The sequence below is a fragment of the Mycobacterium sp. 852014-52144_SCH5372336 genome (assembly GCF_001665615.1).
GTDB lineage: Bacteria > Actinomycetota > Actinomycetes > Mycobacteriales > Mycobacteriaceae > Mycobacterium > Mycobacterium neumannii_A.
In genome coordinates, this window is sequence record NZ_LZSW01000065.1 from 49,743 (window position 1) to 65,185 (window position 15,443).

General features: G+C 67.6%; 12 protein-coding genes. 9 read left to right on the forward strand and 3 right to left on the reverse strand.

Translation table 11 applies throughout. The annotated features are described in order from the left end of the window. Window positions 1-57 precede the first annotated feature (57 nt). The 8 genes from A5759_RS23740 (at window position 58) to A5759_RS23775 (ending at window position 8,269) form a co-directional block, all read left to right on the forward strand. Entirely contained in the window at window positions 58-1,326 is a 1,269-nt protein-coding gene (locus A5759_RS23740) for an alpha-hydroxy acid oxidase (RefSeq protein WP_156617013.1), read from the forward strand. A gap of 183 nt (window positions 1,327-1,509) precedes the next feature. Further along, window positions 1,510-2,514: an esterase family protein gene (locus A5759_RS23745; protein ID WP_064393738.1), complete on the forward strand. Its 1,005-nt coding sequence runs from the start codon at window positions 1,510-1,512 to the stop codon at window positions 2,512-2,514. 169 nt (window positions 2,515-2,683) lie between these two features. Next, a complete protein-coding gene (gene lon / locus A5759_RS23750; RefSeq protein WP_068201700.1) occupies window positions 2,684-5,008 on the forward strand; it encodes an endopeptidase La in 2,325 nt (774 codons plus the stop codon). 65 nt (window positions 5,009-5,073) lie between these two features. Next, a complete protein-coding gene (locus A5759_RS23755; RefSeq protein WP_066843856.1) occupies window positions 5,074-5,445 on the forward strand; it encodes a TfoX/Sxy family protein in 372 nt (123 codons plus the stop codon). After that, window positions 5,381-6,073, forward strand: coding sequence for an endonuclease (locus tag A5759_RS23760; protein ID WP_082962261.1), 693 nt, complete (start codon window positions 5,381-5,383; stop codon window positions 6,071-6,073). Before A5759_RS23755 ends, A5759_RS23760 begins: the two co-directional genes overlap by 65 nt. Window positions 6,074-6,077: 4 nt before the next feature. Beyond that, complete coding sequence (locus A5759_RS23765; protein WP_068201705.1) at window positions 6,078-6,806, forward strand: DUF72 domain-containing protein; 729 nt, start codon at window positions 6,078-6,080, stop codon at window positions 6,804-6,806. 74 nt (window positions 6,807-6,880) lie between these two features. Then, window positions 6,881-7,450 (forward strand): hypothetical protein, encoded by a 570-nt coding sequence (locus A5759_RS23770; protein WP_231984731.1) that lies wholly within the window; start codon window positions 6,881-6,883, stop codon window positions 7,448-7,450. Window positions 7,451-7,471: 21 nt separating this feature from the next. After that, window positions 7,472-8,269: an SDR family NAD(P)-dependent oxidoreductase gene (locus A5759_RS23775; RefSeq protein ID WP_068201708.1), complete on the forward strand. Its 798-nt coding sequence runs from the start codon at window positions 7,472-7,474 to the stop codon at window positions 8,267-8,269. Between the two features lie 23 nt (window positions 8,270-8,292). Here A5759_RS23775 and A5759_RS23780 read toward each other — a convergent pair whose 3' ends face one another. The 3 genes from A5759_RS23780 to A5759_RS23790 are packed head-to-tail and all read right to left on the reverse strand — an operon-like array spanning window position 8,293 to window position 12,940. Beyond that, window positions 8,293-9,762: an acetyl-CoA acetyltransferase gene (locus A5759_RS23780; protein WP_068201710.1), complete on the reverse strand. Its 1,470-nt coding sequence runs from the start codon at window positions 9,760-9,762 to the stop codon at window positions 8,293-8,295. Beyond that, the gene (locus tag A5759_RS23785; protein ID WP_068201712.1) at window positions 9,762-12,068 is read right to left on the reverse strand and encodes a CoA transferase; all 2,307 of its coding nucleotides are present in this window, start codon (window positions 12,066-12,068) and stop codon (window positions 9,762-9,764) included. The genes A5759_RS23780 and A5759_RS23785 overlap by 1 nt, the downstream gene beginning before the upstream one ends. Next, a complete protein-coding gene (locus A5759_RS23790) occupies window positions 12,065-12,940 on the reverse strand; it encodes a TIGR03619 family F420-dependent LLM class oxidoreductase (protein WP_068201714.1) in 876 nt (291 codons plus the stop codon). The genes A5759_RS23785 and A5759_RS23790 overlap by 4 nt, the downstream gene beginning before the upstream one ends. Window positions 12,941-13,024: 84 nt before the next feature. On the opposite strand from A5759_RS23790, the gene A5759_RS23795 reads away from it, so the two are divergent. Continuing rightward, a complete protein-coding gene (locus A5759_RS23795; protein WP_068201716.1) occupies window positions 13,025-15,442 on the forward strand; it encodes a phosphoketolase in 2,418 nt (805 codons plus the stop codon). Window position 15,443 lies beyond the last annotated feature (1 nt).

Genomic DNA, 15,443 nt, shown 5'->3' on the forward strand with positions numbered 1-15,443 from the left:
ACAAGCTAACCTGTGCGATTCAATGACAACTATCAGCGGCAGGCCGGCAGGGGCGCCATCGTGACGCGCCGCCGCATCCCACGCCCGCAGGACCTGGCGCCGCTGCTGCAGTTCAAGAAGCCGCAATTGAATGCGACGAAGCGCAGGCTGGCCGCGGCGCTGACGATCGAGGACCTGCGCCGAATCGCCAAGCGACGGACCCCTAAGGCGGCCTTCGACTACACCGACGGCGCCGCCGAGGAGGAGCTGTCACTGGCTCGTGCACGACAAGCTTTCCGTGACATCGAGTTTCATCCCACCATCCTTCGCGACGTGTCGAGCGTCGACACCAGCGCGACCGTGCTCGGCGGGCACGTCGCTCAACCCTTCGGCATCGCACCCACCGGCTTCACCCGGCTGATGCACACCGAGGGCGAGACCGCGGGCGCCCGTGCCGCCGCGCGGGCCGGCATCCCGTTCGCGCTCTCGACGCTGGGCACCGCCTCGATCGAAGATGTCAAGCAGGCTAATCCACACGGCCGCAACTGGTTTCAGCTGTACATGTGGAAGGACCGGGACCGGTCGATGGCGCTCGTCGAACGGGCCGCCGCCGCCGGCTACGACACGCTGCTCGTGACCGTCGACGTCCCGGTCGCAGGGGCCCGCCACCGCGACACCCGCAACGGCATGTCGATCCCGCCGGCGCTGACGTTGCGCACGGTGCTCGACGCCGTTCCCCATCCGCGGTGGTGGTTCGACCTGCTCACCACCGAACCGTTGTCGTTCGCGTCGCTGGACCGATGGCCGGGCACCGTCGCCGAGTATCTCGACACCATGTTCGACCCCAAGGTGAACTTCGACGATCTGGTGTGGATCAAGGAGCGATGGCCGAACAAGCTGGTGGTCAAGGGAATTCAGACACTCGATGACGCCAGGACCGTCGTCGGACTCGGGGTGGACGGCATCGTGCTGTCCAATCACGGTGGCCGCCAACTCGACCGGGCGCCGGTGCCCTTCCATGTGCTGCCGAGTGTCGCCGCCGAACTCGGCGACGCCACCGAGATTTTGCTGGACACCGGGGTGATGTCCGGCGCCGACGTCGTCGCGGCGGTCGCGCTCGGTGCGCGCTTCGTGCTGGTGGGCCGCGCCTACCTCTACGGGCTCATGGCCGGTGGCGAAGCCGGTGTCGACCGGGCCGTCGAAATCCTTTCGCAGCAGGTCAGACGGACAATGCAGCTACTCGGAGTGACGTCGCTGAGCGAGCTCGGCCCGGGGCACGTCACCCAGCTGCACCGGCTGCGGCCCGGCGCGGCGAGTCCGCCGCCTATTTCTCCTCAGTCACTCTGATCACACAGGTCACAGCGGATTTTCGGTGCAGGTGAGTCCTCGCTGAGTCGTAATCGTTAGCCAACCGCGATGTGGCAACCGCATGTCGGGGCGACAGTCGCGGTGCGAGTACGTGTTTCATTACCCACGCACAGCAAACGGCAATTGCTTGTGGAAGCGATGAAAGGTGGGTTGGTTGCCGTTATGAAGATTTTGGAGAGGTGCCGGGGTACCGGTACAAAACTGTTTCGCCGAATGGCGGTGGTGGCGTTCGCCGTGGCGGCGCTGCCCGGACTGATCGGCTTCGCCGGGGGTTCGGCCACTGCCGGTGCGTTCTCGCGGCCCGGGTTGCCCGTCGAGTATCTGGACGTGTTCTCCCCCGCGATGAACCGCAATATCCGGGTCCAGTTCCAGGGCGGTGGACCGCACGCGGTGTATCTGCTCGACGGTCTGCGTGCCCAGGACGATTTCAACGGCTGGGACATCAACACCCCCGCCTTCGAGTGGTACTACCAGTCCGGGCTCTCGGTCGTCATGCCGGTCGGCGGGCAGTCCAGTTTCTACACCGACTGGTACCAGCCGTCGCGGGGTAACGGCCAGGACTACACCTACAAGTGGGAGACGTTCCTGACGCAGGAACTCCCGGCGTGGCTGGAAGCCAACAGGGGCGTGTCCCAGAACGGCAATGCCGTGGTGGGTATTTCGATGGCCGGCAGCACCGCGCTGACGTACGCGATCTACCACCCGCAGAAGTTCATCTACGCCGCCTCGCTGTCGGGCTTCCTCAATCCGTCCGAGGGCTGGTGGCCGATGCTGATCGGTCTCGCGATGCAAGACGCGGGCGGGTACAACGCCGAGAGCATGTGGGGTCCGTCGTCGGATCCGGCGTGGAAGCGCAACGACCCGATGGTCAACATCAACCAGCTGGTGGCCAACAACACCCGCATCTGGATCTACTGCGGCACAGGTACGCCGTCGGATCTCGATGGCGGCACGGCCGGCCAGAACCTGATGGCGGCACAGTTCCTCGAAGGGTTCACCTTGCGGACCAACGTCACCTTCAAGGACAACTACGTCGCCGCGGGTGGCACCAACGGTGTGTTCAACTTCCCGCCACAGGGGACTCACAGCTGGGGCTACTGGGGTCAACAGCTGGAGATGATGAAGCCTGACATCCAGCGGGTGCTGGGTGCACAGGCCAGTGCATAACCGCACCGCGTAGATCCACCCACAACAGGGAGCCTGCCGTTTCCCCCGAACGGCAGGCTTCCTGCCGTCTCGGGGGTGTTTCGCGGTGTGCGTACACCGCGCGACGGGTGAGGGAACAAATCAGGCCATCTAAAGGTTGAGCGCAACAGACTCAAACTTTGGAGGATTGATGGCTGAAGCCAAGACAGTTCCGGTCTTGTTCTCGAGCGAGTCGATCGTGCTGCCCGGGATGGTCGTGCCGATCGAGCTCGACGAGGCCGCGCGGGCCGCGGTCGATGCTGCCCGCGCGAGCGAATCCGGAGAACTGCTGATCGCTCCCCGCCTCGAGGACCGTTACCCCTCCTACGGGGTGCTGGCCTCGATCGTGCAGATCGGGCGCATGGTCGGCGGACCCGCCGCGGTGGTGCGGGGTGAGAGCCGTGCGCACATCGGGGCCGGCGCCACCGGACCTGGCGCGGCGCTGTGGGTCGAGGTGACCGTGGTCGAGGAACAAGACCCGGTGCCCGAGGCGGCCTATGAGCTCGCGGCCGAGTACAAGAAGCTGCTGCTGGCGATGCTGCAGCGGCGCGAGGCCTGGCAGATCATCGATTTCGTCAACCAGCTCTCCGACCCGTCGGCGCTGGCCGACACCGCGGGCTACGCGTCGTACCTGACCCAGGTCCAGAAGCGCCAGCTGCTCGAGACGCCGGATGTGGCCGAGCGGTTGCGCGCGCTGATCGAGTGGACGGGTGCGCAGCTGGCCGAGGTCGAGGTCACCGAGAAGATCGCCGAAGACGTGCGTGAGGGCATGGAGAAGACGCAGAAGGAGTTCCTGCTGCGTCAGCAGCTCAACGCCATCCGCAAGGAACTCGGCGAGGACGAACCCGACGGCTCCGACGACTATCGCGGCCGCATCGAGGCCGCGGACCTGCCGGAGAAGGTGCGCGAGGCCGCCCTGCGTGAGGTCGGCAAGCTCGAGCGCGCGAGCGATCAGAGCCCGGAAAGCGGGTGGATCCGCACCTGGTTGGACACCGTGCTCGACCTGCCGTGGAACGTCCACACCGAGGACTCGACCGACCTCAAGGCAGCGCGGGAGATTTTGGACGCCGACCACCACGGCCTCGAGGACGTCAAGGACCGCATCGTCGAGTACCTGGCCGTGCGGGCGCGCCGCGCCCAGCGCGGACTGCAGGTCGTCGGCGGTCGCGGTTCGGGTGCGGTGATGGTGCTGGCCGGTCCACCCGGTGTCGGCAAGACCTCGCTGGGTGAGAGCGTGGCTCGCGCGTTGGGCCGCAAGTTCGTTCGCGTCGCCCTCGGCGGCGTGCGCGACGAGGCCGAGATCCGTGGCCACCGGCGTACCTACGTCGGCGCGCTGCCCGGCCGCATCGTGCGTGCCGTCGGTGAAGCGGGTTCGATGAACCCCGTCGTGCTGCTCGACGAGATCGACAAGGTCGGCTCCGACTTCCGTGGGGACCCCGCGGCAGCGCTGCTGGAGGTCTTGGACCCCGCGCAGAACCACACGTTCCGCGACCACTACCTGGACCTCGATCTGGACCTGTCGGACGTGGTGTTCCTGGCCACGGCCAACGTCATCGAGAACATTCCCTCGGCGTTGCTGGACCGCATGGAACTGGTCCAGATCGACGGCTACACCGAGGACGACAAGGTCGCCATCGCCCGCGACTTCCTGCTGCCCCGGCAGCGCGAACGGGCGGCGCTGACCGAGGACGAGGTGATCGTGACCGAGGCGGCGCTGCGCAAGATCGCCGCCGACTACACCCGCGAGCCGGGTGTGCGTCAGTTCGAGCGGCTGTTGGCCAAAGCGCTGCGCAAGGTGACGACGAAGCTGGCTTCCGACGGGATCACGACCATCACCGTCGACGAGTCGGATCTCGTTGAGTTCCTGGGTGGTCCGCGCTTCCTGCCGGAATCGGCCGAGCGCACGGCGGTACCGGGCGTGGCCACCGGGTTGGCGGTCACCGGCCTCGGCGGCGATGTGCTCTACATCGAGGCCGGGGCGACCGACGGTGAGCCCGGGCTGCAACTGACCGGGCAACTGGGCGAGGTCATGAAGGAGTCCGCGCAGATCGCGCTGTCCTACGTGCGCTCGCACGCCGAGCAGCTGGGCGTCGACCCCAAGGCGCTGGACCGCCGGATCCACGTGCACGTGCCCGCGGGCGCCGTGCCGAAGGACGGTCCGTCGGCGGGTGTGACGATGGTGACCGCGCTGGTGTCGATGGCCACCGGCCGGCAGGTTCGTGCGGACGTCGGGATGACCGGCGAGGTCACGTTGAACGGTCGGGTGCTGCCCATCGGGGGTGTCAAGCAGAAGTTGCTGGCCGCGCAACGCGCCGGACTGTCAACGGTTTTCATCCCGCAACGCAACGAGCCCGATCTCGATGACGTCCCGGCCGACGTGCTCGACGCGCTGGAGGTCAAGCCGATGACCGACGTCGCCGACATCGTCGCGCAGGCTCTGCAGCCCGCAGAGGTCGCCGCCACCGCGGCCGCCTGACCGCAGGACCGCGCTCAGGGTCGTGATCGATCGCAGGTCACGACCCTGAGCGATACGGTCGTCGTATGGCGTACGACGAGGACCTGGCTCACCGCATTCGCGAACTGCTCAGCGGCGAACAAGGAGTCGAGGAGAAGGCCATGTTCGGTGGGTTGGCCTTCCTGATCGGCGGCAACATGGCGTTGGCGGCCAGCGGTCAGGGCGGCCTGATGGTGCGGGTGCCGCCCGACGACACCGCGAAGCTGTTGTCGCGCGAACACGTCGCACCGATGGTGATGGCGGGCAGAGAGATGCGCGGATGGCTGCGGGTGGACGGCGCAGGCCTGGTCACGAAGCGGCAACTGCGACCGTGGGTCATCCGCGGGGCCGGCTATGCCAAGAGTTTGCCCCCGAAAGAGCGCGGGTACGCCAGCCGACGTGGACGCCGCAGCACGTAAGAAGCTGGTCAAGCGCCTCCTCGAGCAGGCGGGCACGACCTACGCCGAAGACGCCGGTATCCGGTTGGCGGACAAGCCGATGCCGCTCTTTCAGCTGCTGGCCCTGTGCATGCTGTCGAGCAAACCGATCGATGCCTCGATCGCGGTCGAAGCCGCGCGGGAGTTGTTCCGCGCGGGTCTGCGCACCCCCAAGTCCGTCCTCGACGCCGACCGCGCCGAAATGATTCGCGCCTTCGGCCGTGCTCACTACGTTCGGTACGACGAAAGCTCGGCGACCAGGCTCACCGATATTTCCAAGAGCGTTGTCGACGAATACGGCGGGGATTTACGCAATCTCGCTGGGACCGAGGATCACGACGCGACCGCGCTGAGGCGTTCGCTCAAGGGATTCAAGGGTATCGGCGACACCGGCGCCGACATCTTCCTGCGGGAGGTCCAGGACACCTGGACATGGATCCGCCCCTACTTCGACGCGCGTGCCAGCAGTGCCGCGCGCAAGCTCGGATTGCCAAGTGCCAGCGACGAGCTCGCCGGGCTGGCGCCACGCAAGTGTGCAAAGCTGGCCGGCGCCTTGGTCAAGGTGTCGCTCGACAACGACCTGCGTGACGCCGTCATGGCGCGGGAATGACGCGATGGTGATCCGGATCGGCACTTCCGGGTGGTCGTATGACCATTGGAAGGACGTCCTGTACCCGGCGGGGCTGCCGACAGCCAAACGGCTGGCCCGTTACGTCGAGGAGTTCGACACCGTCGAACTGAACGCCAGCTTCTACCGCTGGCCGAAGGACAGCGCGTTCGCCGGTTGGCGACAGCGGCTGCCCGACGGGTTCACGATGTCGGTGAAGGCCCAACGCGGACTCACGCACTACCGCCGGCTGCGGGAGCCGGAGCCGTGGGTCGAGCGCTTCGACCGGTGCTGGGAGTTGCTCGGTGACCGCAGTGAGGCGTTGCTCGTGCAACTGCACCCGGAACTCGAGCGCGACGACGCCCGCTTGGAGCACTTCCTCAAGCTCATGCCCGATCACATTCCGGTGGCGATGGAGTTGCGGCATCCGTCGTGGGACGACCCGTCGGTCTACGCATTGCTGGAGCGCCACGGCGCCGCCTACGTGGTGATGAGCGGTGCGGGTCTGCGCTGTGTCCCGCGGGCGACCAGTGAGCTGGTGTACATCCGGATGCACGGCCCGGACCAGGATTCGATGTACGCGGGCTCCTACCCCGACGATGCGTTGCGGCGTTGGGCCGACCGGATCTCGGCGTGGGAGAACGAAGGCAGACGGACGCTGGTCTATTTCAACAACGACCTGGGTGGGCACGCGGTCTGGAACGCGCAGAAGCTCAAAGTGATGCTGGCCGGCTGATCGGCCACCCCCCGCTGCGCGGACGAAAACCGGTTCCGGCACGCTTAGGAGCCGAGATGCGTGTCCTATGTCTGATGTCGGCCGTCGCGACCCTGGTCGCGGGGTGCTCGGCCGAGCGGATCGTCACCACCGACGAACCGTTCGTGGCGTCGCCGACCTCCACGACCTCCGAAGCGCCTGCCCCGCCGCCCAACAGCGCGCACCTGGTCGACGCATTCGACTACGTCGCGCATCCAGCCGGGTCGGCCGTCTACTTCTTCACCACGCCGAGTGGACGCTGGGCGTGCGCCGTCATACCGCGTGACAAAGCGGGCTGCCAGTCGGCCGCCTCCCCGCTGTCCAGCATGAACATCACCGGCGAACCGGCCACGGTGGACAACGGCGCCGGTGAGCAGGTCGCGCCGAACGCGATCATCGTCGAGCGCGAGGGTGAACCCCGCTTCGCGGCATTGGAGCAGGCGCAGTTCGTCCTCGACGACGCGAAGGTGCTGGAATTCAACCGGATCCTGGCTGTCGCCGGGTTCCGTTGCAATGTGCAGGACGCGGGCGTCTCGTGCATGAGCGAGGTGACCGGCAAGGGATTCACCTTCGCCCCCGAGCGTTTTCAGCCGCGATACACCGAGGTGCCCGCGAACGCACCGTAGCGACGAGAAAGGCAGGCCCCCATGAGGATCGAGCCCGGACAGGTCGCCGTCGTCACCGGCGGAACCAGTGGAATCGGTTTGGCGCTCGCCACGCATCTGGTGCGTCGCGGCGTCGACGTGGTGATCGCCGACATCCGTGAGGATGCGATACCCGCGGCGGTCGACGCACTGTCCGGTCACGAGGGGGCAGTGACCGGGGTACGCGTCGACGTGCGTGACGCGGCCGATGTCGATGCGCTGGCGGCGCACACTTTGGACCGCTTCGGACGCGTCGATCTGGTGTGCAACAACGCCGGGGTGGTGTGCGAACAGACGCCGGGGTGGGAGCAGCGGATCGAGACGTGGCGGTGGCTGATCGACGTCAAGCTGATGGGTGTCGTACACGGGGTGAAGACCTTTACTCCGCTGTTCGTCGCGCAACGCTCCGGGCACTTCCTCAACACCGCGTCCGCGGGCGGGCTCATCCCGCTGCCCCACCTCGGGCCGTACAACGCGACCATGCACGCCGTCGTCGGATTGACGGAGACGCTCGACATCGAACTGCGCTCCGTCTCAAGCGATATGGGTGCGACCGTGTTGTGCCCCGGGCTGGTGGACACGCCGCTGGGACCCAACTCGGCGAGTCTTACCCCGCCCGGGGCGGTCAGCGTCCCCGACGACCGGAACGATGGCGCGATGCGTGGTGCGATCAGCCCTGCCGTGGTCGCCGATGCCGCGATCGCCGCGGTGGAGGCCGGTCGGGTCCATGCCGTCGTCGGACCGGGCGCGGCGGAGGCGGCCCGCCAGCGCATCGACGCGCTGTTGGCAGACCTCGACTGACTACCGCAACGCGGCCGTACCGGCTACCTCAATGCGGCCGTACCGTCCGGATTGACCTGGACCTTCGCGCCCGAGATGTCCTCGTCGACCGTCGCCGCCGCCCCCGCCGCGTCTGGGATGACCGCCAGCACCCGCTCGTCGTCGGGGGTGCGGACCGCGAGGAACGTCTTCTCCGGTGAGCCCTCGCGGTCGAACGGTGTCGTCCACGTCTCCACGGTGCCCACCCCGGCCCAGTCCACGAGCGCCGTTCGGGTCGGCTCGCGGTCGACCTCCGATTGTACGTCCTCCCAACGAAACTCGTGTGGCGGCGGCTCGGTGCCGTAGATGCCGAAGCTGTGCTTGGTGAGGTATCCGCCGTTGGCGGTGATCAACCCGAGCTGGCCGGGGGCGGCGAGGAGTCGTTCGGCCATGGTCGCGATCGAGTGGGTCACGTAGTTGTTCCACGGCCCGCCCGCGAAGGTCAGCCCGCCGGTCACCGTCAGCGGTCTGGCGGGGTCTGCGATCGGGAGGCTGAGCTCGTTGGCGGCCACCTGAACCGCCGAAGGGAAGCACGAGTAGACGTCGACGAGCCCGACATCGTCGATGCCGACCTCGGCCAGTTCCAGGGCCCGCCGCCCCCCGATCCGAATCGCAGGAGACGTGGAGAACTCCGCGCGCTCGCCGATCGCATAGGTATCGTGCGCGTCGGTGCCCGAGTACGGGAACACCCAACGGTCCCTGGGGATCTGCAGATGCGTGGCCTTGTCTGCCGAGGTGAGCACCAGCACCGCGGCCTGGTCGACCATGTTGTTGGAGTTCATCAGCTTCGGATAGGGCCAGCTGATCATCCGGTTGCCCGGTCCGGCCTGCCAGATCTGCTCGGCCGGTACCGCATCTCGGACCCACGCGTGGGGGTTGTCCGCGGCGACCGCACTGAATTGTGCCCACAGCTCACCGATCCGGCGTCGGTGCTCCTCGTCGGACTCGCCCGCGGCGATACGCAGGGCTTGCTCGAACATCGGGTAGACGTAGGCGGGCCGGTCCAGGCTGATCTTGATTTCGGCGGGCCCGGCCATCGGGACCCCTTCGTCGGCGCCCTCGGCCATCGGGATGGACTCGTCCTGGCGCGGCCAGTCCGGCCGCACGCCCTTGGCGCGCAGCCGGCTTCGGGTGCGCCAGGTCTCACCGCCCGCGATCAGAACCACCTCGGCCCGACCGTTCTGGATGTCTCGGCACGCCTCGTTGACCAGCGACTGCGGCGTATTACCGCCGACCCCGGTATAGCGGGTCGCGGCGTTGACGGCGTGGAGGCGTTGCGCGAGAAGCAATCCCGGATCGCGGTACCGCCACGAAAGGAGATTGACCACCCGAACCGAGTCGGCTGCCTCGAGGACTCTGGGGTCCGCTGCTTGGCGTGCGGCCGCGACCATCAGGTCGATCGGCGACACGTCGGGGTTCTCGTCGCGCTGGTTGACTTGTCCGTAGCCGACCAACACCGGCGTCCTGGCTTCCATCACGGCCTTTCTCGGTATGCGAAGAGCGTGCCGTCGGCGATGAGCCGATCGGTCTCCTCGGCGGGGATGTCGAGGATCTGTCGGCAGATCTCTCTGGTCTGCTCCCCCGGCATCGGCGCGGGCCTCAGCAGGGCGGGAGGGATGTTCGTGTACGGCGCCGGCCCCGTCTCGGTGAGCATGGGCGCATCAAAAAGCGGATGCTCCATGGCGGAGTACAGCTTTCGGTAACGCACCTGCGGGTCGGCAGGCACATCGACGGCACGGTTCATGGGCGCGGCGGCGATCCCGGCGTCCTGCAAAATGCGCGCCACCACCGTCTTGTCGCGGGTGCGGGTCCATTCCGCGGTGTCGACGCCGCCGGTGACCGATCCCAATGCGGCGTGGTCGGTCTCGCAGCGCAGCGAGATCGCGCACCACTCGTCGTCACCGGCGCACGGGTACACACCGTGCGCCGCTGTGTCGTCGACGACGGGCAGGCCTGCCGCACGCGCGGACTCGGTGACGTAGCGGGTTGCCAGTTGGCTGACCGCGGCCTCGGACTGCGAGACGTGCACGTGTGCGGGCTGTCCGGTTCGGTCGCGCCGGATCAGCGCGGCCAGTGCGGCGATCGCGGTGAGCCGCGCCGACACGTGGTCCGGGAAGATCGTCGTCGCATCGTAGAAGCCGCCGTCGGCAGACGCCCACAACGCGGTGACCCCGGTGGTGGCCCGCACCAGCGGCCCGTACCCCATGCGCGAACTCCACGGACCGGCCGCGCCGAAGGCGCTGCTCTCCGCGAGCACGATGCGCGGATTCAGCTCCCGCAGACGGTCATTGGAGAATCCGAGCGACGCAAGCGTTCCCGGCTTGAAGTTGGCGAACACGGCGTCGGCGCCTGTGACCAGGCGGGCAAACAGGTCGGCGCCCGCGGGCGTACGCAGGTCGAGCCCCAGGCTCTGCTCGTTGCGGTGGGTCAGCGCCCAGGACCTGCTCATCACCTGACCGGGCGGGGCCTGGCGCAGCCCGTCGGGATAGGCGGCGCTCTCGATCTTGACCACCTCGGCGCCGAGGTCGGCGAACAACCTGCCCAGCTCGCCCCCGGCGACGATGACGCCGAGGTCGAGGATGCGCATCCCCTCGAAAGGACGCTGCGGGGCGACCGTGCCCCGCGGTGCTGTCACCGATGACGCTGTGGCCCAGGTGGGTTCGTCAGCGCCGGGAGCGGGGGCCAACCACCTCAGACCGCGATGATGGCCGTCGACGACGAACGGCCCCACCGGGGCGACGACATCGGCGCCCGGGGCGAACTCGGCGGTGGTCAGCGCACCGACCGCGCGGAAGTGCTCGGAGGCCAGCGTCTCCGTGGGGGTGAGCACGGCCGCGATGGGAACGCCCCGCTCTTGTCCCTCGGTGACCAGAGCCTCCATCGTCTGGTTTGCGACGAAATCGCCGATCAAGGCGTTGAGTTCGCGAGACGCCGCGTACCGCGCCGCGATCGTGTCGAACTTGGGGTCGGCGAACTGTTCGGGTTCACCCAGCCAGGCGCGCATGCCCTGCCACTGACGCGGGGACAGCAGGCAGATCCGGACATGCCCGTCCCTGCAGGCGAAGATCGGATAGATGTTCTGGTTGCGTGGCCTGCCGCGCCAGATTTCGGTGGTCCTCTTGACTCCGACGGCCGCCTGACCTTCTGATCCGAACGGCGGATCCAGCGACTGGAGCACCGCCTCGAATCGGGAGAAGTCGATGTAATCGCCTGTCCCAGTCCGTAGCCGGTGGTAGTAGGCGGCCAGCGCCGCCCATGCCGCCTGTGTCGCAGCGGTTCCCGATGCCAGTCCGATCGGGGGAAGCACCGGGGTGCCGTCCGTCGGCCCGGTACGCGACAGTGCCGTCGACAACGCGTACAACACGGCGTCGGTGGCCCGCCACGAGGCATACGGCCCGTCGGCGCCGAAGTCCGTGACCGATAACACGACGAGGTGGCCGAACTGTTGAGCCAGGGCGGCGCACGATGTTCCGAATGCGCCTGCCCCGCCGGGCCTTCCGCCGTCGACGATGATATCGGCGGTGCCCGCCAAATCCCGCAGCGCCCGACGGCCGTCGGGGCTGGCGGGGTCCAGAACCGCGCACCGCTTGTTCGCGTTGTGCAAGCGGAACGCAATACTCGCTCCGGCCACGGCCGGCAGCGCCTGCCGGTCGGACCGCCCACCGGGCGGCTCGATCTTCAGGACATCGGCTCCGAGGTCGGCGTAGAGCCGGCTCACCCCGTCGGATTCGGCGCCGCCGAGGTCGAGCACCCGCACGGATGCCAGCAGTGGTTCGCTCATGCCGCCAGGAGACTTTCGACCCACCGCAGGTGGTCGTCGGTGTCGGTGGCGACGTACATCAGGTCGACGAAGACGTCCGGATAACCGGCGTCGGCCAGCGTCCGCACCGCCTCGGCGACCGCATCGATCGGTGTGCCGCCGGCGACGTTGATGCGCACACAGGTGTGTATGGCCGACGGATCCCGGCCGGCTTGGCGGGCGGCGTCGTCGATGGCGCGGCGCTGCGTCGCAAGGAACTCGGGCATGACGCCTCCGGGCACCAGCACGGCCGGGAGCCACCCGTCGCCGCGCGTCCCGATGCGCCGCAGGCTCGCCGGAGTGAACCCGCCGAGATAGATCGGCGGACGCGGTTGCTGGACCGGTTTGAGGTCCACCCACGACAACGGGATCGACCACCGCTTGCCTTCGTGTTCCACGGGATTCGTCGTCCACAGCTGCTCGAGGGCATCGAGCACCTCGTCCAGTTGGGCGCCGCGGGCGCGGAACGGGGCGCCGGCGGCAAGGAACTCCTCCGGCGACCACCCGATTCCGAAACCGGGAACGAGCCTGCCCCCGCTGACCACATCGATGGCGGTCAGCTGGCGGCACAGCTGCACCGGTGGGTACCACGGTGCGACGAACACGCTGCTACCCAACCGGACGCGCGACGTCGCGGCGGCCACCACCGCCAACGCGATGAACGGGTCCAGGCCGGCGCGGAACTGTTCGGGAATGGTGTCTTGACCCGCGTAGCCGACGCTGGGGTGCACCGCGGTCAACAAGCGGTCGCCCACCCAGAGGCTGTCCGCACCGAGGCTTTCGGCGCTGGCCGCGTAGCGCGCGAGGTCCGCCCGGGCCGACACCCCGAACTGCGGCACTGCGAATCCCAACACGCCAGACAGGCTAATGGGTAGCTTCGCGCGCATCGGGTACAGGAGTGGCACACCCGTTCACCCGTTTCGACGATGATGAGTCAGATGACTGCTGAGGCCCTGTCCCCCACGCTGTCCGCCGATGAACTCGACCTGATCGACGCCTACTGGCGCGCCGCCAACTATCTGTCCGTCGGCCAGATCTATCTTCTGGACAATCCACTGCTGCGCGAGCCGCTGGCGCCCGAGCACGTCAAGCCCCGGTTGCTCGGCCACTGGGGCACGACACCGGGCCTCAATCTCGTCTACGCACACCTGAACCGCCTCATCTGCGACCGCGACGTCAACGTCATCTACATCACCGGCCCGGGACACGGCGGTCCCGGCCTGGTGGCCAACGCGTATCTCGAAGGCACCTACAGCGAGGTGTACTCGGGTATCTCCGAAGACACCGAGGGAATGCGAAAGCTGTTCCGCCAGTTCTCTTTCCCCGGTGGCATCCCCAGCCACGTCGCCGCGGAGACTCCCGGGTCCATCCACGAAGGCGGGGAGTTGGGCTACGCGCTGGTGCACGCCTACGGCGCGGCGTTCGACAACCCCGACCTGGTGGTCGCCTGTGTCATCGGTGACGGCGAAGCCGAGACCGGGCCGCTGGCGGCCAGTTGGCATTCGAACAAATTCCTCAACCCGGTCACCGATGGTGCGGTGCTGCCCATCCTGCACCTCAACAGCTACAAGATCGCCAACCCCACGGTTCTCGCGCGCATTCCGCAGGAGGAACTCGAGTCGCTGATGTTCGGCTACGGCTATCGGCCCATCACCGTGGCCGGTGACGATCCGGCCAACGTGCATCAGCAGCTGGCGACGGCGCTCGACGAGGCCTTCGACCAGATCGCCGCGATCCAGCGCGCCGCTCGCCTCGACGGCGAGCAGGGCCGGCCGCTGTGGCCGATGCTCGTGTTGAGGACACCGAAGGGCTGGACGGGCCCGCAGGAGGTCGACGGCAAGAAGGTCGAGGGCACGTGGCGGTCCCATCAGGTTCCGTTGTCGGGCACCCACACCAACCCCGAACACCGCGCCCAGCTCGAGGAGTGGATGCGCAGCTATCGGCCCGAAGAACTGTTCGACGAGGACGGCGCGCTACTGCCCGAGTTACGCGCGTTCGCCCCGCGCGGACAGCGGCGGATGAGCGCCAACCCGCACGCCAATGGCGGGTTCCTGCTCAAGGATCTGGACCTGCCGCGCTTCACCGATTACGCGGTGCCGGTTGACGACCCCGCCTCCGAATCGACCGAGGCGACCCGGGTGCTCGGGACGTTTCTTCGTGACGTCATCGCGCGTAACGCCGACCGATTCCGATTGATGGGACCCGACGAGACCGCGTCCAACCGGCTGTCGGCGACCCTCGAGGTGACTGACAAGGCCTGGCTGGCCGAGGTCACTCCCGACGACGAGAACCTCGGCCCGGAGGGCCGGGTGATGGAGGTGCTGTCCGAACACCTCTGCCAGGGCTGGCTCGAGGGATACCTGCTGACGGGCAGACACGGGCTGTTCAACTGCTACGAGGCGTTCATCCACATCATCGACTCCATGCTCAACCAGCACGCCAAGTGGCTCAACAGCAGTCGGGAGATGCCCTGGCGGGCGCCGATCGCATCGCTGAATTACCTTCTGACATCGCATGTCTGGCGCCAGGACCACAACGGCGCGTCGCACCAGGATCCTGGCTTCATCGACCACGTCGCCAACAAGCGACCCGAAGTCGTGCGGGTGTATCTGCCGCCGGACGCCAATACGTTGCTGTCGGTGGCCGACCACTGCCTGCGCAGCCGCCACTACGTCAACGTGATCGTCGCCGGTAAGCAACCGGCGCTGAACTACCTGGACATGGATTCGGCGATCGCGCACTGCACGCGCGGTCTGGGGATCTGGGAGTGGGCGAGCAACACGACCGGGGAGCCGGACGTGGTGCTCGCGTGCGCCGGAGACATCCCGACCCTGGAAACGGTGGCGGCCGCCGACATCCTGCGTCGGCGGCTGCCCGAGCTCAAGGTGCGGGTGGTCAACGTCGTCGACATCATGCGGCTGCAACCGGAGTCCGAGCACCCGCACGGCCTGTCCGATCGCGAATTCGACTCGATCTTCACCAAAGACAAGCCGATCATCTTCGCCTATCACGGCTATCCCTGGCTGATTCACCGACTGACCTACCGGCACGCCAACCACGCCCAGTTGCATGTGCGCGGCTTCAAGGAACGCGGCACCACGACGACCCCGTTCGACATGGTGATGCTCAACGACCTCGACCGGTTCCACCTGGTCATGGACGTGATCGACCGCGTCGCCAATCTGGGCAGCAGCGTGGCCGGGCTGCGCCAGGAGATGGCCGACGCGCGCCTGGCGGCCCGGCGCTACACCCGGGAACACGGCGAGGACGATCCGGCGATCTCGGGGTGGACGTGGGACCCGGATTACCAAGCGCCGTCACTGTCGCAGGACACCCTCAGCGAACACGACCGCTAGA